The sequence below is a fragment of the Streptomyces microflavus genome, assembly GCF_014650075.1.
Lineage (GTDB): Bacteria > Actinomycetota > Actinomycetes > Streptomycetales > Streptomycetaceae > Streptomyces > Streptomyces microflavus.
This window is the reverse complement of the sequence record NZ_BMUG01000003.1, coordinates 261891-280321: the sequence shown is the minus strand read 5'-3', so window position 1 is coordinate 280321 and position 18431 is coordinate 261891. Positions and strand designations below refer to the sequence as shown.

The following is an 18431-nucleotide window of genomic DNA, read 5'->3' as shown; positions in this document are numbered from 1 at the left end:
CCGCGCCCGTGAGCGCGGCGGGGCGGACATGCCCGGACCCGCAGTGCGGACAAGCGGCTTTTGTACGGCAGACTTGACCGGACGCCAGGGGTCCGACGCACGAGGCCGGGGACCACAGACAAGGATGGGTATGCCGACCACACCAGCCACCGCGACGCACAGCTCGTCGAACGGCACCGCAGAAGCGATCATGCTCGAACTGGTCGACGAGAACGGCACCACCATCGGCACCGCGGAGAAGCTGGCGGCCCACCAGGCCCCCGGGCAGCTGCACCGCGCGTTCTCCGTCTTCCTCTTCGACGAGCAGGGACGGCTGCTGCTCCAGCGCAGAGCGCTCGGCAAGTACCACTCCCCCGGCGTCTGGTCGAACACCTGCTGCGGGCACCCCTACCCGGGCGAGGCCCCCTTCGCGGCGGCCGCGCGGCGTACGTACGAGGAGCTGGGGATCGCGCCCTCGCTGCTCGCGGAGGCGGGCACGGTCCGCTACAACCACCCGGACCCGGCCTCGGGCCTGGTGGAGCAGGAGTTCAACCACCTGTTCGTGGGGATGGCGCAGGAGGAGCTGAAGCCGGACCCGGAGGAGGTCGGCGGGACGGCCTTCGTGACGGCGGCGGAGCTCGCGGAGCGGCATGCGCAGGCGCCGTTCTCCGCGTGGTTCATGACGGTGCTGGACGCGGCGCGCCCGGCGATCCGTGAGCTGACGGGGCCGTCCGCAGGCTGGTGACCCCGCTGCGGACCGTGTACGGGGCGGTCAGAGCTGCGTCTTCAACGGCAGCGCCGCCCAGATGATCTTGCCGCCGCTCGCGGTGTGCTCCACGTCGCAGGTCCCGCCCGCCTCCGCGGTGATCTCCTTGACCAGCAGCAGACCGCGTCCGCCGGTCTGGGCGTAGTCCGTCTCCAGGGCGGTGGGCCGGTAGGGGTGGTTGTCCTCGACCGACACCCTGACCCAGTCGGCACCGATGGCCACCTCGACCGCCAGTTCGGGCGAGAGCAGCGCCGCGTGCTTGACGGCGTTGGTGACCAGCTCCGAGACGATCAGCAGCAGACCCTGGAGGATGTCCTCCTCGATCGGCACGCCCTGGCGGCCCAGGAGGTCGCGCACGGCGTGCCGGGCCTGGGGCACGGACACTTCGACGGCGGGGGCGGTGAAGCGCCACACCCCCTCGTAGGACACGGGATCGGCAGGGGCACTCCCGAGGCTCTCCATCGTCCGGCACCAGCTCTCACTCGCACTGCACTGACCGTCGAGTAAAGAGTGTTGGGAATGGCTTGGTCCGTACCGTGCCACTGATCGGAAATAGCTGTGTATCGGCGCTATTTGACCGAAGGTGCACGATGACGCCAGGTGGTGGACTACTTCTGCCCGTCTTCCGGGGCCTTGGGCGGACTGTCCGTAGCCAGGCCGGGTGCATCGAGCCGATCCGAGACCATGCTGACGATGCGGCGGCCGCCGATCCCGACGGCGATGAGGCCGAGGCCGTCGAAGAGCAGGGCCAGCGAGAAGAAGGTGCCCAGAACGTACAGGCTGCTGTGCGGCCAGTCGAACAGCACCAGCAGGCCCAGCAGCAGCCCGAAGGCCCCTTGCAGCAGCGTCCACCCCATCTGGGGACCTCGGACGACGACGCTGCCGACCAGCCGGAACACCCCGCCGGTCAAGAAGAGGAGCGCGGCGAACATGGTCAGCGCCTCCGCGGTGCCCTCCGGGTGGCGGATCACCACCACGCCCGCGGCGAGGTTCAGGGCGGCGACCACGACACCCAGCCAGAAGTAGTTGGTGCCGCGCGACTCGATCGCGTGCGCCAGACCGACGACACCGCCGATCAGCAGCAGCCAGCCGAAGAGCAGCATCGAGGTGAGGGTGGCGACGCCAGTGTAGATCAGGCCGACGATCCCCGCGATCACCAGCAGTGTGCCGAGCAGGGCGAGCCAGCTGAAACTGCGGGTGAGCTTCCTGCCCTCGGCGGAGGTTCCGCGTCTCCCGCCCCGGGCGGTGCGTCCGTGCTTCCTGCCCTCGGCGGTGGGTCCGTTCATCGACAGCTCCTTACGGTGCGTGTCCGCTTCGCGACCCCTTCTTGATCATAGGTTCGAACCCTGCGGATAGCATCCGGCGCATGGACCGTATGGAATCCCAGCTGCTCTGCTCCGTCGACGGCGGTGCCGCCACCGTCGTGATCAGCCACCCCGCCAAGCGCAACGCCATGACCGCCGCGATGTGGCGGAGCCTGCCCGGGCTGCTGGAGCGGCTGGCCGCCGACCCGGCGGTCCGGGTGCTGGTGCTGACGGGGGCCGGGGACACCTTCTGCGCCGGGGCGGACATCTCCACGCTGAGGGAGAGCGCCGGGGACGCCCAGGCGCTCGCGGTGGCGGCCGAGGAGGCGCTGGCCGCCTTCCCCCGGCCGACGCTCGCCGCCGTGCGGGGCTACTGCGTGGGCGGCGGCAGCCAGCTCGCGGCCGCCTGCGATCTGCGGTTCGCCCAGGAGGGCGCCCTGTTCGGCGTCACCCCGGCCAAGCTCGGCATCGTCTACCCGTCCTCCTCCACGCGACGGCTGGTGGCCCTCGTCGGCCCGGCCGCCGCCAAGCACCTGCTCTTCTCCGGCGAGCTGATCGACACGGAACGGGCCCTGCGCACCGGCCTGGTGGACGAGGTGCTCCCGGTCGGCGGCCTGGACGAGCGGGTGCCGGCGTACGCGGCGGTGCTGGCCTCCCGCTCCCAGCTGACGCAGGCGGCGGCGAAGGAGTTCGCGGCGGGGCGGCAGGACCGGGACGCCTACTGGACCGGGCAGGCGCAGGGCAGCGGCGACACCGCGGAGGGGGTCGCCGCCTTCCTGGAGCGGCGCGCGCCGCACTTCACCTACACGACGGCCCCTACCGCATGACGTGGCGGCTCCTGGCCCGCCACTCCTCGACCAGCGCCGCCGGGGCCTTCTCGGGGGACCCGCAGTCGTAGGGCGGCTGCGGGTCGTACTCGGTCAGCAGCTGCACCGAGCGCGCGGTGTCGTCGCCCGCGATCCGGCCGAGCAGGGCGAGGCCCATGTCGATGCCGGAGGAGACGCCGGCGGCGGTGACGTACTTGCCGTCGAACACCACCCGCTCCCCCGTCGGCTCGGCGCCGAACTCCTTCAGGGCCTCCAGCGCTAGCCAGTGGGAGGTGGCCCGCCGGCCCTCCAGCAGCCCGGCCGCCGCCAGCAGCAGGGAGCCGGTGCAGACGGAGGTCGTCCAGGTGGTGGCGGCGTCGGCCGTGCGCAGCCAGCCGAGCAGCGTGGCGTTCTCCATCTGGTCGCCCTGTCCCGGACCGCCCGGCACGATCACCAGATCGGGTGACGGGACCTCGGCGAGGGTCTTGTGGGCAACGAGCTGGAGGCTGCCGCTGTCGTTGCTCACGGGACCGGTCCGTTCGGCGACGAAGACGACCTCGGCGCCGGGGGTGCGGCTGAGGATCTCGTAGGGTCCCACGGCGTCCAGGGCGGTGAAGCGGTCGAAGAGCGGGATGGCGATCTGCACGGGGCTGCCTCTCGGTCGGTACGGCGGTGGCTTCGGGTGCGGTCAGTCGGCTGCGGGGCCCGCGGACGCGGGCGTACGGAAGCGGCGGCGGTACTCGGCCGGTGCCGTGGCGAGCGCCTTCACGAAGGCCCGGCGCATGGCTTCCGGCGTCCCGTAGCCGCTGGCGCGGGCGATCCGCCCGACGGGGTCGGAGGTGTCCTCCAGGAGCCTGCGGGCGTGCTCCAGGCGTACGCGGTCGACGTACCGCCCCGGGGTCGTACCGGTCTCCGCCCGGAACGCGCGGGCGAAGTGCCGGGGCGAGAGGCGGGCGCGGGCCGCGAGGGCGTCCACGGCGAGGTCGGCGTCCGGGTGCTGGGTGATCCAGTGCTGGACCTCGCGCAAGGGCTCGCGCTGTGCCGTCTGCGCGCTGAGCTGGGCGCTGAACTGGGCCTGGTTGCCGGGGCGGCGCAGGAAGACGACGAGGTGGCGGGCGACAGTCAGGGCGAGGTCCCGGCCGTGGTCCTCCTCGACCAGGGCGAGCGCCAGGTCGATGCCCGCTGTGACACCCGCCGAGGTGGCCAGCCGCCCGTCCCGTACGAAGATCGGGTCGGGGTCGACCTCGACGGCCGGGAAGTCGTGGGCGAGCTGTGCGCAGTAGTTCCAGTGGGTCGTCACCCGGTGTCCGTCCAGGAGGCCCGCCTCGGCCAGCAGCAGGGCCCCGGTGCAGACGGAGACCAGCCGCTCGGCCTCCGGCGCGTGGGCCCGCAGCCAGGCGGTCAGCTCCGGGTGGGAACCGCGCGTCCCGTGTCCTCCGGGGACCAGCAGGGTGTGCGGTACGAGGGCCTCGGCGAGGCTGCTGTCGGGCATCAGGGTCAGCCCGCTGGTGGCCCGGACAGGTCCGCCGTCGAGCGAGGCGGTGCGCAGGGGGTAGGAGACTCCCGGCGCCCTGGAGGCGCCGGCGAAGACCTCCATCGGGCCGGTCGCGTCGAGGCTCTGGACACCGTCGAAGAGGACGACGAGCACGGTTCGCTGGATCACGTCTGCCATCCTGGGCGGCGGGCGATGGTGGCCGCAATGACGAATAGTCCTCCTTTCCTGCCATCGCCGCGTTCCCCGCGCTTCACCGCTCCCCGGGGTTCCCGACGTACCGACCAGTCGGTAACGTGCGGGTATGAGTACTCTTCCGGCCCGCGCGGAACGCCGCTGTCACAACGCCGTCAACCCGCTGCACTCGTGCCTCTTCTTCTCCCCCGACCTGGGCGCCGAGCTGGGCAAGCTCGGCTTCGAGGACCCGAGCGCCGTCTACTTCGCCACCCGGGCCGCCGCGTTCGGGCCGGTGGGGGCGGGCACCGTCACCGCCACGTTCTACAACTTCAACCCCGCCCTGGTGGCCGAGCATGTGCCCGCCGTCTGGTCCGTGGCCTCGCCCGAGCAGGTGCTCGGGGCCCGGCTGCGGGCGGCGGACGCGACACTGCGGCGGCTGCTCGGCGAGGAGATCATCGCCTCCGACGAGATGGCGGAGGCGGCCCGGCTCGCGCTGCGCGCCACCGAGGCCTGCACCCCGCACGCCCGGCCGCTGTACGCGGCGCACGCGGAGCTGCCGGTGCCCGACGAGCCGCACCTGGCGTTCTGGCACGCGGCGACCCTGCTGCGCGAGCACCGGGGTGACGCGCACCTCGCCGCCCTGCTCGCCGCCGGCCTGGACCCGGTGGAGTCGCTCGTCAGCCACACCGCGACCGGCAAGGGCATGGCGATCCGCTGGATCCTGTCCTCACGCGGCTGGCGCCGCACCGACTGGGAAGCGGCCTCCGACCGGCTGCGGGAGCGCGGGCTGCTCGTCGCGGGCGAGGAGCCGGCGCTGACCGACGCGGGGACGGCGCTGCGCGCGGAGGTGGAGGAGGCCACGGACCGGATGGACAGGGCCCCGTACGAACACCTGGGCGCGGAGGGCGTGGAGCGGCTCACCGAGCTGGGGCGCGGCTTCCTGTTCACGGCCGCCTCGAACGGCGCCTTCCCGGCCGAGGCGACCGGGCGCTGACCCCTGCTGCCGCACCGGAGCCCTCGCAGGCGGTGGCGGGGGCTCCGGGCGTGTTCCCCGAGGTCGCGCGACATGGGCCCCGGCCACCCGGCAGAATGCAGACGAAGGGGATGCCCCCGGTAAGAGCGTGCTCATCGCAACACGGGCACGGCCAGCACAGCCAGTACGAGAAGGCGAGTCGGGAAAACCGTGACGACGTCCATCGAAGGCAGGATCGCCGAGGAGCTCGGCGTACGTGAGCGACAGGTCAGGGCGGCCGTCGAGCTGCTCGACGGCGGTTCCACCGTGCCGTTCATCGCGCGCTACCGCAAAGAGGCGACCGAATCGCTCGACGATGCGCAGTTGCGCACGCTGGAGGAACGGCTGCGGTATCTGCGGGAGCTGGAGGAGCGGCGTACGTCGATCCTCGAATCCGTACGCGAGCAGGGCAAGCTCGACGAGGCGCTGGAGGCGGCGATCCGGGGTGCCGAGACCAAGGCGCGCCTGGAGGACATCTACCTGCCGTTCAAGCCGAAGCGGCGGACGAAGGCCCAGATCGCCCGGGAGGCGGGGCTCGAACCGCTGGCGGACGGCCTGCTCGGCGACCCGTCGGCCGATCCGCTCGCCGCCGCGGCCGCGTTCGTGGACGGCGACAAGGGCGTGGCGGACGCCGCCGCGGCCCTGGACGGCGCGCGCTCGATCCTCACCGAGCGGTTCTCCGAGGACGCCGACCTGACGGGCGAGCTGCGCGAGCGCATGTGGACCCGCGGCCGGCTGACGGCGAAGGTGCGCGAGGGCCAGGAGGAGGCGGGCGCCAAGTTCGCCGACTACTTCGACTTCGCGGAGCCGTTCACCGCGCTGCCCTCGCACCGGGTGCTCGCGATGCTGCGGGGCGAGAAGGAGAACGTGCTCGACCTGGTCCTGGAGCCGGAGGAGCCGGAGGCCGCGGAGAGGCCGGGCCCCTCCACGTACGAGAACATGATCGCCCGCCGCTTCGAGATCGGCGACCGGGGCCGCCCCGGTGACAAGTGGCTGGCGGACACCGTGCGTTGGGCGTGGCGGACCCGGATCCAGGTGCACCTGGGCATCGACCTGCGGCTGCGGCTGCGCACGGCGGCGGAGGACGAGGCGGTACGCGTCTTCGCCTCGAACCTGCGCGATCTGCTGCTCGCCGCCCCGGCCGGTACGCGGGCCACCCTGGGCCTGGATCCCGGTTTCCGTACGGGGGTGAAGGTCGCCGTCGTCGACGCCACCGGCAAGGTGGTGGCCACCGATGTGATCCACCCGCATGTGCCCGCCAACAAGTGGGACCAGGCGCTGGCAAAGCTCGCGCACCTCGCGAAGGAGCACGCGGTCGACCTGATCGCGATCGGCAACGGCACGGCGTCCCGCGAGACGGACAAGCTCGCCGGTGAACTGATCGACAAGCACCCGGAGTTGAAGCTCACCAAGGTGATGGTCTCGGAGGCGGGCGCCTCGGTGTACTCCGCCTCCGCCTTCGCCTCGCAGGAACTGCCCGACATGGACGTGTCGTTGCGCGGCGCGGTCTCGATCGCGCGGCGGCTGCAGGACCCGCTGGCCGAGCTGGTGAAGATCGACCCGAAGTCGATCGGGGTCGGCCAGTACCAACACGACCTGTCCGAGGTGAAGCTGTCGCGTTCGCTGGACGCGGTCGTGGAGGACTGTGTGAACGGGGTCGGTGTGGACGTCAACACCGCCTCCGCTCCGCTGCTTTCGCGGGTATCGGGGATCAGCTCCGGGCTCGCCGAGAACATCGTCACGCACCGCGACACCAACGGCCCCTTCCGCTCCCGCAAGGCGCTCAAGGACGTGGCGCGGCTGGGCCCGAAGGCGTACGAGCAGTGCGCGGGCTTCCTGCGCATCCGCGGCGGCGACGACCCGCTGGACGGTTCCAGCGTGCACCCCGAGGCGTACCCGGTGGTGCGGCGGATGGGGAAGACGGCGGGCGGCGAGGTCGCCTCGCTGATCGGCAACGCGGAGGCTCTGAGGTCGCTGCGGGCGGCGGACTTCGTGGACGACATGTTCGGTCTGCCGACCGTGACGGACATCCTCAAGGAGCTGGAGAAGCCGGGCCGCGACCCCCGTCCGGCGTTCCGCACGGCGACCTTCAAGGAGGGTGTCGAGAAGCTCGGCGACCTGGAGCCCGGCATGGTGCTGGAGGGCGTCGTGACGAATGTGGCGGCGTTCGGCGCGTTCGTCGACATCGGCGTCCACCAGGACGGTCTGGTGCATGTGTCGGCGCTGTCGAAGACGTTCGTGAAGGACCCGCGCGATGTCGTGAAGCCCGGGGACATCGTGAAGGTCAAGGTCATGGACGTCGACATTCCGCGCAAGCGGATCTCGCTGTCGCTGCGGCTGGACGACGAGCCGGGCGCGGGCGGCGGGTCCGGCGGCGGGCAGCAGGGCCGTGGTGAGCGGGGCGCCCGCCCGCCGAAGCAGCGGCAGGGCCAGGGCCAGGGGTCCGGCGGTGGACAGGCCCGTCAGGGCGGTCAGGGCGGCGGCCGGGACCGGCGCGGCGGCTCCGGTGGCGGTGGATCCCGGCAGGGCCAGGGCGCTCCGGCTCCGGCGAACAGCGCGATGGCCGACGCGCTGCGGCGGGCCGGGCTGACCGACCCGAAGCAGGGCGGCCGGGGGCGCTGACCCCGAAAGGCCGTGGGGGCGGGTCGCCGTGTGCGGCCCGCCCCCACCTTCGTGACTCCGCTCAGACTTCCTTGACCTGGCCGTCCGCGACTTCGATGCGGCGCGTGGTGCGGACCGCTTCGAGCATCCGCCGGTCGTGGGTGACCAGCAGCAGCGTGCCCGTGTAGCTCTCCAGGGCCGCCTCCAGCTGCTCGATGGCGGGCAGGTCCAGGTGGTTGGTCGGCTCGTCGAGCACCAGGAGGTTGACGCCCCGGCCCTGGAGCAGGGCGAGGGCGGCGCGGGTGCGTTCACCCGGGGAGAGGCTGGTGGCCGGGCGCATCACATGGTCGGCGCGCAGGCCGAACTTGGCGAGCAGCGTGCGGACTTCGGCCGGTTCCGTGTCGGGCACGGCCGCACAGAACGCCTCCAGCAGCGACTGGGAGCCGAGGAAGAGCCTGCGGGCCTGGTCGACCTCGCCGACCACGACGCCCGAACCGAGCGTGGCGTGGCCGGAGTCGAGCGGGAGCCGCTCCAACAGGGCGGCGAGCAGGGTGGACTTGCCCGCGCCGTTGGCGCCGGTGATGGCGATCCGGTCGGCCCAGTCGATCTGGAGCGAGGCGGGGCCGAAGGAGAAGTCGCCGCGCACCACACGGGCTTCGCGCAGGGTCGCGACGACCGAGCCGGAGCGGGGGGCGGTGGCGATCTCCATCCGCAGCTCCCATTCCTTGCGCGGCTCCTCGACGGTGTCGAGGCGCTCGATCATGCGCTGGGTCTGCCGGGCCTTCGCCGCCTGCTTCTCGCTCGCCTCGCTGCGGGCGTTGCGGCCGAGCTTGTCGCCGTCGGTGGCCTTGCGGCGGGCGTTCTTGACGCCCTTGTCCATCCAGGACCGCTGCATATGGCCGCGCGCTTCGAGGGCGGCCTTCTTGTCGGCGTACTCCTCGAAGCCCTCGCGGGCGTGCCGACGCGCGGTCTCGCGCTCCTCCAGGTAGGCCGCATAGCCACCGCCGTAGAGGTTGATCTGCTGCTGGGCGAGGTCGAGCTCCAGCACCTTGGTGACCGTGCGCATCAGGAACTCGCGGTCGTGGCTGATGACGACGGTGCCGGCCCGCAGCCCCGAGACGAAGCGCTCCAGGCGCTCCAGGCCGTCGAGGTCGAGGTCGTTGGTGGGCTCGTCCAGCAGGAAGACGTCGTAGCGGGAGAGGAGCAGCGAGGCCAGCCCGGCGCGCGCTGCCTGGCCGCCGGAGAGCGCCGTCATGGGCAGGTCCAGGCTCACGGTGAGACCGAGCTCGGCGGCGACCTGCGCGGCCCGCTCCTCCAGGTCCGCGCCGCCGAGGGCGAGCCAGCGCTCCAGGGTCTCGGAGTACGCGTCGTCGGCGCCCGGGGCCCCCGCGACCAGGCCCTCCGTCGCCTCGTCCATGGCGCGCTGGGCGTCGGCGACGCCGGTGCGGCGGGCGAGGAAGGCGGCCACGGTCTCGCCCTCGCGCCGCTCGGGCTCCTGCGGGAGGTGGCCGACGGTGGCGGTGGGCGGGGAGAGCCGCAGCTCCCCCTCCTCCGGGCGGTCGAGTCCGGCGAGCAGGCGGAGCAGGGACGATTTACCGGCGCCGTTGACTCCGACGAGACCGATCACGTCTCCGGGCGCGACGACGAGGTCGAGTCCGGCGAAGAGTGTGCGGTCGCCGTGTCCGGCGGCGAGGTCCTTGGCGACGAGGGTGGCAGTCATCAGGGTGCCGATCCTAGTCTCCGGCTCTCCGTGCCCTTCGCCCTGTGCCCCTGGCCTCCGGTTTCCGGCATCCGTTAGCGTCCGTCGTCAGCGTCCGTGCAGCGACGGGCGCGTGTTCCGTGCGGCGACGGCGTGTATCGAGGGACGGGAGTGACCGTGATGACGGATGTGATCGTGGTGGGCGGTGGGGTCGTCGGCCTCACCACCGCCGTGACCCTGGCGGAGCGCGGGCTGCGGGTGCGGGTCTGGTCGCGGGATCCGGCCGGGGCGACGACGTCGGCGGTGGCGGGGGCGCTGTGGTGGCCGTACCGGATCGAGCCGGCCGAGCGGGTCGGCGACTGGTCGCTGGAGACGCTCGCGGTGTACGAGGAGCTGGCGGCCGGGCCCGGCGGAACCGGCGTACGGCTGGTGGCGGGGGTGCACGGCGGTGAGCGGTTCGCGGCGCTGGGGGCGTGGGCGGCGGAGCTGAAGGGTGCGGTGGAGGTGGCGGAGGGGCTGCGGGTGGTGCTGCCGCTGCTGGACATGCCGGTGCACCTGGCGTGGCTGGAGCGGCGGCTGGTGGCGGCGGGCGGTGCGGTGGAGCGGCGGGCGGTGACGGGGTTCGCGGAGGCTGCGGCGCAGAGCCCGGTGGTGGTGAACTGCACGGGTCTCGGGGCGCGCGAGCTGGTGCCGGACGCGGGGGTGCGGCCGGTGCGGGGACAGCTGGTCGTGGTGGAGAACCCGGGGGTGGCGGAGTGGTTCACCGAGGCGGATCCGGCGTCCGCCGCGACGACGTACTTCTTCCCGCAGCCGGCCGGCCTGGTGCTGGGCGGTACGGCGGAGGCGGACGACGAGCGCCGGGAGCCCGATCCGGGGACGGCGTGGGAGATCGTGGCGCGGTGCGCGCGGGTCCGGCCGGAGATCGCGGGCGCCCGGGTGCTGGGGCACCGGGTGGGGCTGCGGCCGGTGCGGGAGGCCGGGGTGCGGATCGAGGCGGAGGCCCTGCCGGGCGGTGGGCTGCTGGTGCACAACTACGGGCACGGCGGCGCGGGTGTGACCGTGGCCTGGGGCTGCGCACGGGCGGCGGCCGCCCTGGTGGGCTGAGCCGCCGCCGTACACGTACGAGATGGTCCCCGGGATCAGTCCTGGGGGCGCTTCCCGGCCGGGTCCTCCTTGTGGCGTTCGTCCGTGGTGACCGTCGTGCCGGGGCCGATACGGATCTCGAAGTCGCCGTCGTACTTGGCGTGCCCCTCGATCACCGCGGACTCGACCGCCTCCACGCCGAACTCCTGGCGGACGATCTGCGGGTCCTTGCGCAGGTCCCGCATCAGGGCCACGCACATGCCGATCATCACGATCACGAAGGGGGCGGCGACCAGGATCGTGAGGTTCTGGAGCCCCTCCAGAGCGTTCTCCTTGCCGTCACCGATGAGCAGCATGACGGCGGCCACGGCCCCGGTCACGACACCCCAGAAGATGACGACCCACTTCGCCGGTTCGAGGACGCCCCTCTGCGAGAGCGTGCCCATGACGATCGAGGCGGCGTCGGCACCGGAGACGAAGAAGATGCCGACGAGGATCATCACCAGAATGCTCGTCACGGTGGCGATCGGGAACTCCTGGAGGACGCCGAACAGCTGCGCCTCGGGCGTGTCGGCGCCGGTGAGCTTGCCCGCCTCGTCCAGCTTCATGGCCGTGCCGCCGAAGACGGCGAACCAGATCAGGCTGACCGTGCTGGGCACCAGGATGACGCCGCCGACGAACTGGCGGATGGTGCGGCCGCGGCTGATCCGGGCGATGAACATGCCGACGAAGGGCGTCCAGGAGATCCACCAGGCCCAGTAGAAGACGGTCCAGCCGCCGAGCCAGTCGGCCACCTCACCGCCGCCGGTCGCCTCGGTGCGGCCGGCGAGCTGTCCGAGGTCGCTGATGTAGGCGCCCAGCGAGGTGGGCACCAGGTCGAGCACGAAGATCGTGGGACCGGCGATGAAGACGAACACGACCAGGAGCAGGGCCAGCACCATGTTGATGTTGGAGAGCCACTGGATGCCCTTCTCCACACCGGAGACCGCGGAGGCGACGAAGCCGACCGTCAGCACGGCGATGATCGCGACGAGGAGGCCGGTGCCGGCCTTCTCCAGCCAGTCCAGCTCCTGGATCCCGCTGCCGATCTGGAGCGCGCCGAGGCCCAGCGAGGCCGCCGAGCCGAAGAGGGTCGCGAAGATGGCCAGGATGTCGATGACGCGGCCGACGCCTCCGTACGCGTGACGCTTGCCGATCAGCGGCTCGAAGACCGCGCTGATCGTCTGCCGCCTGCGCATCCGGTAGGCGCTGTAGGCGATGGCGAGTCCGACCACCGCGTAGATCGCCCAGGGGTGGAGCGTCCAGTGGAAGAGGGTGGTGGCCATCGCCGTCTGCATGGCCTCGGCCGAGTCGGCGGGGTCGGTGCCGGGCGGCGGGGTACGGAAGTGGGCCAGGGGCTCGCTCACGCCCCAGAACATCAGCCCGATGCCCATACCGGCGCTGAACATCATCGCGACCCAGGAGATGGTCCGGAACTCCGGTGCCTCGCCCTCCTGGCCGAGGCAGATCTTCCCGTAGCGGCTGATGGCCAGCCAGAGGGCGAAGATGACGAAGCCCGAGGCGGCGAGCATGAAGGCCCAGCCACCGTTGTGGATCAGCCCGGTGAGCAGCTTGCCGGAGGCGGTCTCCAGCGATGAGGTGGCGGTCGCGCCCCAGATGACGAAGGCGAGGGTGAGGACCGCCGTGACGCCGAAGACCACCCGGTCGGTGGTCGGGGCCCGCGTGCTGACCGGTTCGGGGGGCAGGTCTGCCGTGACCGACAGTTCCTCCCGGTCCCCCGCCGGCTGGTCGTCCTGGGACACAAATGGCACCTTTCACCGAGTCCGAAAAACGCTCTCTGTAGGCAGTACCACACCTGCCCACGATCTCTAAGGATCAACAAGCGGTATTGGCTTGACCGTATGTGAGGGAATATGTCGCCCGCTGGTCGAGGAGCAGCGGAATCAGGTTCCTGGCCGACTGACGGAGGGGCACAAACGCGCCATCTCCGCTCCGCTGCGACCGGACGCCGTGCAGCGCGAGCTCGTCCCGCACGGCGGCGTACTGGGAGGCGTCCAGCCGGTAGCTGCACGGCGGGTCGGCGAGGATCTCGGCGGGCTCGGCCGGATCGTTGTCGGCGCCGCCCAGATATACGGGGCCGCGGTCGGCGAACCCGGTCAGGCGCGAGAGCGCGGTGGCCGCGCGGATGCGGGCGCGCTGCTCCTCCGTGAAGTCGAAGAGACCGCCGAGCGCCGTCTGCTGGGAGTGGACCCTGCGGCGGTGGTTGAGGGCCGGGTCGGCCTTCTCCCCCTCGCTCAGGGCGTCGATGCGTGACTCGATGAGGAGGCCGACCGCGTGCTTGAGGCCGGAGGTGTTGCGCAGGATGCGTTCCTGGCCGTCCCCCGCGGTCTGCTTGATGGGGTCGCCGGTGACCGGATCGGTCCAGATGCCGTAGTGGCCGCTGGTGTAGCCGCCCTCGGTCGCGGCAGGCCGTACGTACTGCTCCGAGAGGGTCCGCGAGACGTCGTGGACGCCGCGCGCGACGTTCAGGTTGCGGGGCCACAGGACGAAGAGGTCCTTGTCGTAGTACGGCGGCGTGGCGCCGTACTCGTGCAAGTCGTAGATGACATCCGGCCGTTCGTCGCGGACGACGGCCGCGATCGCCCTGCCCTCCGCGGTCTCCAGGGCGATGTGGTCCCGGTTGACGTCGACGCCGTCGGCGTTGCCCCGGGTGTCGGCCGCGCGCCCGTCCGGGTTGGCGGTGGGCAGCACCAGCACCGTCGTACGGGAGAGGAAGGCGCGGGTGGCGCGGTCCTCGGCGAAGGCCAGGTCGCGCAGGGTGGTCAGACAGGCCTCGCGGCCGGCGGGCTCGTCCCCGTGCTGACTGCAGATCAGCAGGACCGTGGTGGCGGCGGGCCGCTGCTTGCCGATGCGTACGAGCTGGAGCGGGCGGCCCTCCTTCGTGGTGCCGACGCGGTCCACGGCGACCCGGTCGCTCCCCCGGTCCACCGCTCCGAGGAAGGCCCGCTCCTCCCCCAGCCCGGTCCAGCGCGCCCCGTCGCTCGTCTCGAACCCCGTGCGCGGCGGGTGGGGCGCGGCCTCGGCGGGTGCGATGGCGAAGGGGGCGGCCAGCGCGGCCAGCACCGCGGCCACGACCGCGCTCCGGCGCCGGACCGCGGGGCCGCGGCGGCGCGCACCGGAGGGCGGGCGTCCGGGCTGTGCGACCGGTCCGAGCCACGGGTGCGGGCTGAGCATGCGGAGCGCGCGGGTGATGCGAGGGGTCATCAGCGGCTGCCTCCCGGGGTGCGACCGGAGTGCGCGCTGAGCACGAGCGGGGCACGGGCGGAGCGCGGGTGGGGGTGCGCGCGGCGGACACCGCGTTGCACGCCGGTCTGTCGGTGGAGCGGACGTTACCCGGGTGAACTCCTGTGCAACAGGGGGCGATCACTACCGGTCGTGACGAGGGCATGGCGATCGTGTGACAGGAATGCCCGGAATCGACCGCCCTGCCCGGCGGACTGCTTAGCCTTTTTCCTGACCGGCCGGAACGACCCTCCGCCCGGTCGACCGTTCCGACGACTTGGAGTATGCGTGCACCGCAGATTCATCGTCCCCAGCGCTCTCGCGGCCACCCTTCTGCTGGCGATCCCGGCATCGGCCTCCTCAGGCACCGTGGGCGCCCCGGGTATCGGCGACCCCTACTACCCGGCAAGCGGAAACGGCGGCTACGACGTCTCCCACTACGACCTGCGGCTGACGTATCGGCCGGCGACCGACCTGCTGGAGGGCACGGCGACGATCCTCGCCACCACCACACAGGATCTGACGCGCTTCAACCTCGACTTCGGGCTCGCCGTCTCCGAGGTGCGGGTCAACGGCAAGAAGGCCTCCTACACCAAGAGCGGTACCCAGGAGCTGGAGATCACCCCGGCGGGCACCCTGGCGAAGGGCAAGGACGTCTCGGTGGTCGTCCGGTACGCCGGGAAGCCCTCCGAGCTGAAGATCAACGGCTGGACCGCCTGGGCGCGGACCCCGGACGGCGGCGTCGCCGCGCAGGAGCCGGAGTCGGCGGTCTGGTGGTACCCGAGCAACGACCATCCGCTCGACAAGGCCACGTACGACATCTCGGTCTCCGTGCCGGACGGCACGCAGGCGATCAGCAACGGAGTGCTCGTCTCGCAGAGCTCCAAGCTGGGCTGGACGCGCTTCAACTGGCGCTCCGACAAGCCGCAGGCCACGTACCTCTCGACGCTCGCGGTCGGGAAGTTCGACATCACGACCGACAGGACGGCCGACGGTCTGCCGGTGCTGAACGCGTACAGCAAGGATCTCGGCGCCAACGCGGGTGCCGCCCGCGCGAGCATCGAGCGGACCACCGAGGTCGCGGAGTGGCTGACGGAGGTCTTCGGTCCGTATCCGTTCAACGCGCTCGGCGGCTATGTGCCCAATGTGACGAGCGGCTTCGCGCTGGAGACCCAGACGCGGCCCTTCTACAGCCCCCGGCAGTTCGCGAACGGCGCCAACGTGTCGGTCGTCGTCCATGAGATCGCGCACCAGTGGTACGGCAACAGCGTGTCGGTCGACGGCTGGAAGGACATCTGGATCAACGAGGGCTTCGCCCGCTACAGCCAGTGGCTCTGGTCCGAGAAGGAGGGCGAGGGCACCGCGCAGCAGCTGGCGGACTACGTCTACGCCCAGCACCCGGCGAACGACCCGTTCTGGAAAGTGAAGCCGGGCGACCCGGGTCCGGACAACCAGTTCGACATCGCCGTCTACGACCGGGGCGCTCTGGCGCTCCAGGCGCTGCGCAACGAGGTCGGCGACGAGACCTTCTTCGCCCTGCTGAAGGGGTGGCCGACCGAGAAGGCGCACTCCAACGCGACCGTGGGTGACTTCCTGCGGTACGCGGAGCGGGTCTCGGGCAAGCCGCTGGCGACGCTCTTCGACACCTGGCTGTACCAGCCGAAGCGGCCCGCGCTCCCGGCGGCGTCTGCCGCCGGACTCTCCAAGAGCGCGCTGTCGTCCCGGGCTGCGGCGGTCGGGCCGGAGCGGCCGGCGTCCTGGAAGAAGATCGCGGCGACGAACACGATCCACGGGGATGGGGATGGGGACGACGGTGTCCACGGGCACGGGGAGCACAGCGGTCACGGTCACCGCTGACCGCCGCACGCGCTGAATCGGGGGTCGTCGGAGCGGTGGAGTTCAGCCGCTCCGACGGCCCCCGGTGGCGTGCGCGGCACGGGCCGCCCGTGCCATCGGCAGGTACCGCAGCCGCTCCGGGAGTACGGGGACGACGGCCCGCAGCACCGCGCAGAGGCGCCGCAGCCGCTTCTCCTGGGCCGCCGTCCACGGCAGGCCGATCGCATCGCGGGCGTCCGGCGGCATGAGCCCGATGGTGACGAACCGGCGGAAGCGGGCCAGCGGCGGCAGCAGCACCGGCCACAGCGCCCGCAGGGCCATCCGCAGGAGCAGGGGGCCGCGGTCCGGCGGCGGCACGGGCTGGTCGACATCGACGAGCTCCCGCACCACCGTCGTCGCCTCGATCTCCCCGGCGAGCATCTTCTCCCAGTACGGCCAGAACTCCTCGATCGTCTGCGGCATGTCCCGGTCGTGGATGCCGAGGATCCGGCCGACCTGGAGCCACTCCCCGTACAGGGCGCGCTCCTGCGCCGGGCTCATCGGCCGGATCAGATAGCGCGCCGCGTGCCGGTAGACGGGGAAGCCGGTGGCGTGCACCCAGGCGTAGTTGGCGGGCGTGAGCGCGTGGTAGGCGCGGCCCCGGGTGTCGGTGCCCTGGATGGTGCGGTGGAGCCGGCGCAGCCTGCGGCCCTCCTCTGCGGCCTCCGCGCCGCCGTACACCCAGAGCTGGAGCGAGCGCAGGGAGCGTTCGCCGCGCCCCCAGGGGTCGGTACGGAAGACGGAGTGCTCGTCGACGCCCGCACCGACAGCCGGGTGGGCGACCTGGAGGGTGAGGGCGGCGGGCAGCATGAGGAGGGCCCGGACATCCCCGGACAGGCTCCACAGGACGCCGCCGGGCGGGGGCGGCAGGGGGTCCTTCGCGTCCTTCACGCTGCTCATCAGGTGCTCCCGGCCGTCCGGCGGGCCTGCCGTGCGCTGCCCGTCCCTTCCCCCATGATCCCTCGCGGACGGGAGGCCGTGGTGGCGGGGTGCCTGGCGGCCGGTGCCCCGGTCAGTCGTGGTCGTACACCGTCACGGGCACGCCTTCCCCTGTCAGGCGCCCCTGGACGATCGGCTCGACGCGCGACCACTTGCCGCCCGCGAGGCCGCAGCCTATGCGCGGCATGTGCACCGAGGCCCCGAGCTCGCCCGCCCGCGCGGCCACCGCGCCGAGGGCCTTGTCGATGGCCTCGTACCGCACGGGCACGCCCTTGCTGCCGGTGCGCATCCCCCGCTGGCCGACCATGTTGGCCACCCAGAGATACGGGCCGACCTGCACGAACTGGACCGCCCCCAAGGCGAAGTCGTTGCCCGCGCGCTCCCGGTGCCAGCGGCGGTAGGCGGCCTCGGGCTCGGGCCAGCGGCGGGAGAGGGCCAGGACGAACCCCTTGCCCCAGCCGCCCAGGTCGTTGCAGACGTGCGCTATCACCTTGACGCCCTTGCCCTGCGGTGCGGTGGCGTCCCCCCGTACATACGTGATCCCCGACATGGCTTCACCGTACGGCCCGGCACTGACAGCGGGCCGGGGTGGACGGCGGGGCTCCGGTGCCGGAGACTTTTGCAGTAGTGGTGAGACAGCGGCACTGTCCGATACAAGGGTTCGACGGCGGGGAGCAGAGATGGCGACGGGGACCGACGAGCCCACGCTCACGGTGGACGAGCTGGCGGCGCGTGCCGGGGTCACCGTGCGTACCGTGCGGTTCTACAGCACCCGGGGTCTGCTGCCGCCCCCGGTCATCGGGCCGCGCCGGGTGGGGCACTACGGAGCCGATCATCTCTCCCGGCTCGCGCTGATCGAGGAGCTCCAGCACCAGGGCATGACGCTCGCCGCCATCGAACGCTATCTGGAGCAGCTGCCGCCCGACCTGAGCGCCCACGATCTGGCGATCCACCGGGCGCTGGTGGCGTCCTGGGCGCCGGACACAGCGGAGGACATGTCGTGGGCGGAGCTGGAGAAGCGGGCGGGGCGGGTGCTGGCGGAGCCGGATGTGGAGCGGCTGGCGGCGATGGGGGTGCTGGTGCGGCCGCAGGAGGAGGGCGGGGCGTACCGGGTGGACCTCGGGCTGCTGCGGCTCGGGGTGGAGCTGCTGGACGTGCCGATCGCGCACGAGACGATCCTGGCGGCGCGGACCGTGCTGCTGGAGCACACCCGTTCCGCGGCGCAGGAGTTGACGCGGCTGTTCCGGGACGAGGTGTGGAGCCCGTACCGGAAGCGCGAAGGGGATCCGGAGCATGTGGCGGCGATGAAGTCGCTCTCGGCTCATATGCAACCGATCGTGGTGCAGGCCCTGGTGACGGCGTTTCAGCGGTCACTGAAGGAGGAGCTGCGGAGCGCGTTCACCGCCGAGTGACGGT

At 72.2% G+C, this 18431-nt stretch carries 16 protein-coding genes; 7 read left to right on the top strand and 9 right to left on the bottom strand.

Going from position 1 to position 18431, the window contains the following annotated elements:
• The first annotated feature begins 130 nt into the window (after positions 1 to 130).
• Positions 131 to 724, top strand: coding sequence for an isopentenyl-diphosphate Delta-isomerase (gene idi, locus IE264_RS10235; protein ID WP_015612692.1), 594 nt, complete (start codon positions 131 to 133; stop codon positions 722 to 724).
• Positions 725 to 751: 27 nt separating this feature from the next.
• On the opposite strand, the gene IE264_RS10230 is transcribed toward idi, so the two are convergent.
• Together IE264_RS10230 and IE264_RS10225 are read right to left on the bottom strand one after the other, a co-directional pair.
• Positions 752 to 1207 carry an ATP-binding protein gene (locus IE264_RS10230; RefSeq protein WP_015612691.1) on the bottom strand — a complete coding sequence of 152 codons (456 nt, stop codon included), beginning with the start codon at positions 1205 to 1207 and terminating at the stop codon, positions 752 to 754.
• Between the two features lie 146 nt (positions 1208 to 1353).
• Complete coding sequence (locus IE264_RS10225) at positions 1354 to 2031, bottom strand: HdeD family acid-resistance protein (protein WP_032756898.1); 678 nt, start codon at positions 2029 to 2031, stop codon at positions 1354 to 1356.
• An 80-nt stretch (positions 2032 to 2111) separates the two neighbouring features.
• Here IE264_RS10225 and IE264_RS10220 point away from each other — a divergent pair, with 80 nt between their 5' ends.
• Positions 2112 to 2876, top strand: coding sequence for an enoyl-CoA hydratase/isomerase family protein (locus IE264_RS10220; RefSeq protein ID WP_032756899.1), 765 nt, complete (start codon positions 2112 to 2114; stop codon positions 2874 to 2876).
• Here IE264_RS10220 and IE264_RS10215 read toward each other — a convergent pair.
• Positions 2866 to 3501, bottom strand: coding sequence for a DJ-1/PfpI family protein (locus IE264_RS10215; protein ID WP_032756900.1), 636 nt, complete (start codon positions 3499 to 3501; stop codon positions 2866 to 2868). The two genes, IE264_RS10220 and IE264_RS10215, sit on opposite strands and share 11 nt — an antisense overlap.
• Positions 3502 to 3543: 42 nt before the next feature.
• Positions 3544 to 4518 (bottom strand): GlxA family transcriptional regulator, encoded by a 975-nt coding sequence (locus IE264_RS10210; RefSeq protein WP_032756901.1) that lies wholly within the window; start codon positions 4516 to 4518, stop codon positions 3544 to 3546.
• A 133-nt stretch (positions 4519 to 4651) separates the two neighbouring features.
• On the opposite strand from IE264_RS10210, the gene IE264_RS10205 reads away from it, so the two are divergent.
• Both IE264_RS10205 and IE264_RS10200 read left to right on the top strand, forming a co-directional pair.
• On the top strand, positions 4652 to 5518 hold the full coding sequence (locus IE264_RS10205) for an SCO6745 family protein (protein ID WP_032756902.1): 867 nt from the start codon (positions 4652 to 4654) through the stop codon (positions 5516 to 5518).
• A gap of 189 nt (positions 5519 to 5707) precedes the next feature.
• Positions 5708 to 8158 (top strand): Tex family protein, encoded by a 2451-nt coding sequence (locus IE264_RS10200; protein ID WP_032756903.1) that lies wholly within the window; start codon positions 5708 to 5710, stop codon positions 8156 to 8158.
• A 61-nt stretch (positions 8159 to 8219) separates the two neighbouring features.
• On the opposite strand, the gene IE264_RS10195 is transcribed toward IE264_RS10200, so the two are convergent.
• Positions 8220 to 9857: an ABC-F family ATP-binding cassette domain-containing protein gene (locus IE264_RS10195; RefSeq protein ID WP_032756904.1), complete on the bottom strand. Its 1638-nt coding sequence runs from the start codon at positions 9855 to 9857 to the stop codon at positions 8220 to 8222.
• Between the two features lie 159 nt (positions 9858 to 10016).
• Here IE264_RS10195 and IE264_RS10190 point away from each other — a divergent pair, with 159 nt between their 5' ends.
• Entirely contained in the window at positions 10017 to 10940 is a 924-nt protein-coding gene (locus tag IE264_RS10190; RefSeq protein ID WP_032756905.1) for an FAD-dependent oxidoreductase, read from the top strand.
• A gap of 35 nt (positions 10941 to 10975) precedes the next feature.
• On the opposite strand, the gene IE264_RS10185 is transcribed toward IE264_RS10190, so the two are convergent.
• Complete coding sequence (locus IE264_RS10185) at positions 10976 to 12721, bottom strand: BCCT family transporter (protein ID WP_015612682.1); 1746 nt, start codon at positions 12719 to 12721, stop codon at positions 10976 to 10978.
• Positions 12722 to 12794: 73 nt separating this feature from the next.
• The gene (locus IE264_RS10180) at positions 12795 to 14183 is read right to left on the bottom strand and encodes a M14 family metallopeptidase (protein ID WP_032756906.1); all 1389 of its coding nucleotides are present in this window, start codon (positions 14181 to 14183) and stop codon (positions 12795 to 12797) included.
• 306 nt (positions 14184 to 14489) lie between these two features.
• Between IE264_RS10180 and IE264_RS10175 the strand changes: the two genes are divergently transcribed.
• Positions 14490 to 16058 carry a M1 family metallopeptidase gene (locus tag IE264_RS10175; protein ID WP_032756907.1) on the top strand — a complete coding sequence of 523 codons (1569 nt, stop codon included), beginning with the start codon at positions 14490 to 14492 and terminating at the stop codon, positions 16056 to 16058.
• Positions 16059 to 16100: 42 nt separating this feature from the next.
• Here IE264_RS10175 and IE264_RS10170 read toward each other — a convergent pair whose 3' ends face one another.
• Together IE264_RS10170 and IE264_RS10165 are read right to left on the bottom strand one after the other, a co-directional pair.
• On the bottom strand, positions 16101 to 16976 hold the full coding sequence (locus IE264_RS10170; protein ID WP_032756908.1) for an oxygenase MpaB family protein: 876 nt from the start codon (positions 16974 to 16976) through the stop codon (positions 16101 to 16103).
• A 112-nt stretch (positions 16977 to 17088) separates the two neighbouring features.
• Complete coding sequence (locus IE264_RS10165; RefSeq protein WP_032756909.1) at positions 17089 to 17565, bottom strand: macro domain-containing protein; 477 nt, start codon at positions 17563 to 17565, stop codon at positions 17089 to 17091.
• Positions 17566 to 17695: 130 nt separating this feature from the next.
• On the opposite strand from IE264_RS10165, the gene IE264_RS10160 reads away from it, so the two are divergent.
• Positions 17696 to 18427 (top strand): MerR family transcriptional regulator, encoded by a 732-nt coding sequence (locus IE264_RS10160; RefSeq protein ID WP_032756910.1) that lies wholly within the window; start codon positions 17696 to 17698, stop codon positions 18425 to 18427.
• The last annotated feature ends 4 nt before the right edge of the window (positions 18428 to 18431 follow it).

What these genes read in the sequence shown, in the direction of transcription:
- IE264_RS10180 (WP_032756906.1), bottom strand. Translation starts at nt 14,183, where the DNA reads ATGACCCCTCGCATCACCCGCGCGCTCCGCATGCTCAGCCCGCACCCG.
- IE264_RS10165 (WP_032756909.1), bottom strand. Translation starts at nt 17,565, where the DNA reads ATGTCGGGGATCACGTATGTACGGGGGGACGCCACCGCACCGCAGGGC.
- IE264_RS10170 (WP_032756908.1), bottom strand. Translation starts at nt 16,976, where the DNA reads ATGAGCAGCGTGAAGGACGCGAAGGACCCCCTGCCGCCCCCGCCCGGC.
- IE264_RS10205 (WP_032756902.1), top strand. Translation starts at nt 4,652, where the DNA reads ATGAGTACTCTTCCGGCCCGCGCGGAACGCCGCTGTCACAACGCCGTC.
- IE264_RS10230 (WP_015612691.1), bottom strand. Translation starts at nt 1,207, where the DNA reads ATGGAGAGCCTCGGGAGTGCCCCTGCCGATCCCGTGTCCTACGAGGGG.
- IE264_RS10220 (WP_032756899.1), top strand. Translation starts at nt 2,112, where the DNA reads ATGGACCGTATGGAATCCCAGCTGCTCTGCTCCGTCGACGGCGGTGCC.
- IE264_RS10195 (WP_032756904.1), bottom strand. Translation starts at nt 9,857, where the DNA reads ATGACTGCCACCCTCGTCGCCAAGGACCTCGCCGCCGGACACGGCGAC.
- idi (WP_015612692.1), top strand. Translation starts at nt 131, where the DNA reads ATGCCGACCACACCAGCCACCGCGACGCACAGCTCGTCGAACGGCACC.
- IE264_RS10190 (WP_032756905.1), top strand. Translation starts at nt 10,017, where the DNA reads ATGACGGATGTGATCGTGGTGGGCGGTGGGGTCGTCGGCCTCACCACC.
- IE264_RS10225 (WP_032756898.1), bottom strand. Translation starts at nt 2,031, where the DNA reads ATGAACGGACCCACCGCCGAGGGCAGGAAGCACGGACGCACCGCCCGG.
- IE264_RS10160 (WP_032756910.1), top strand. Translation starts at nt 17,696, where the DNA reads ATGGCGACGGGGACCGACGAGCCCACGCTCACGGTGGACGAGCTGGCG.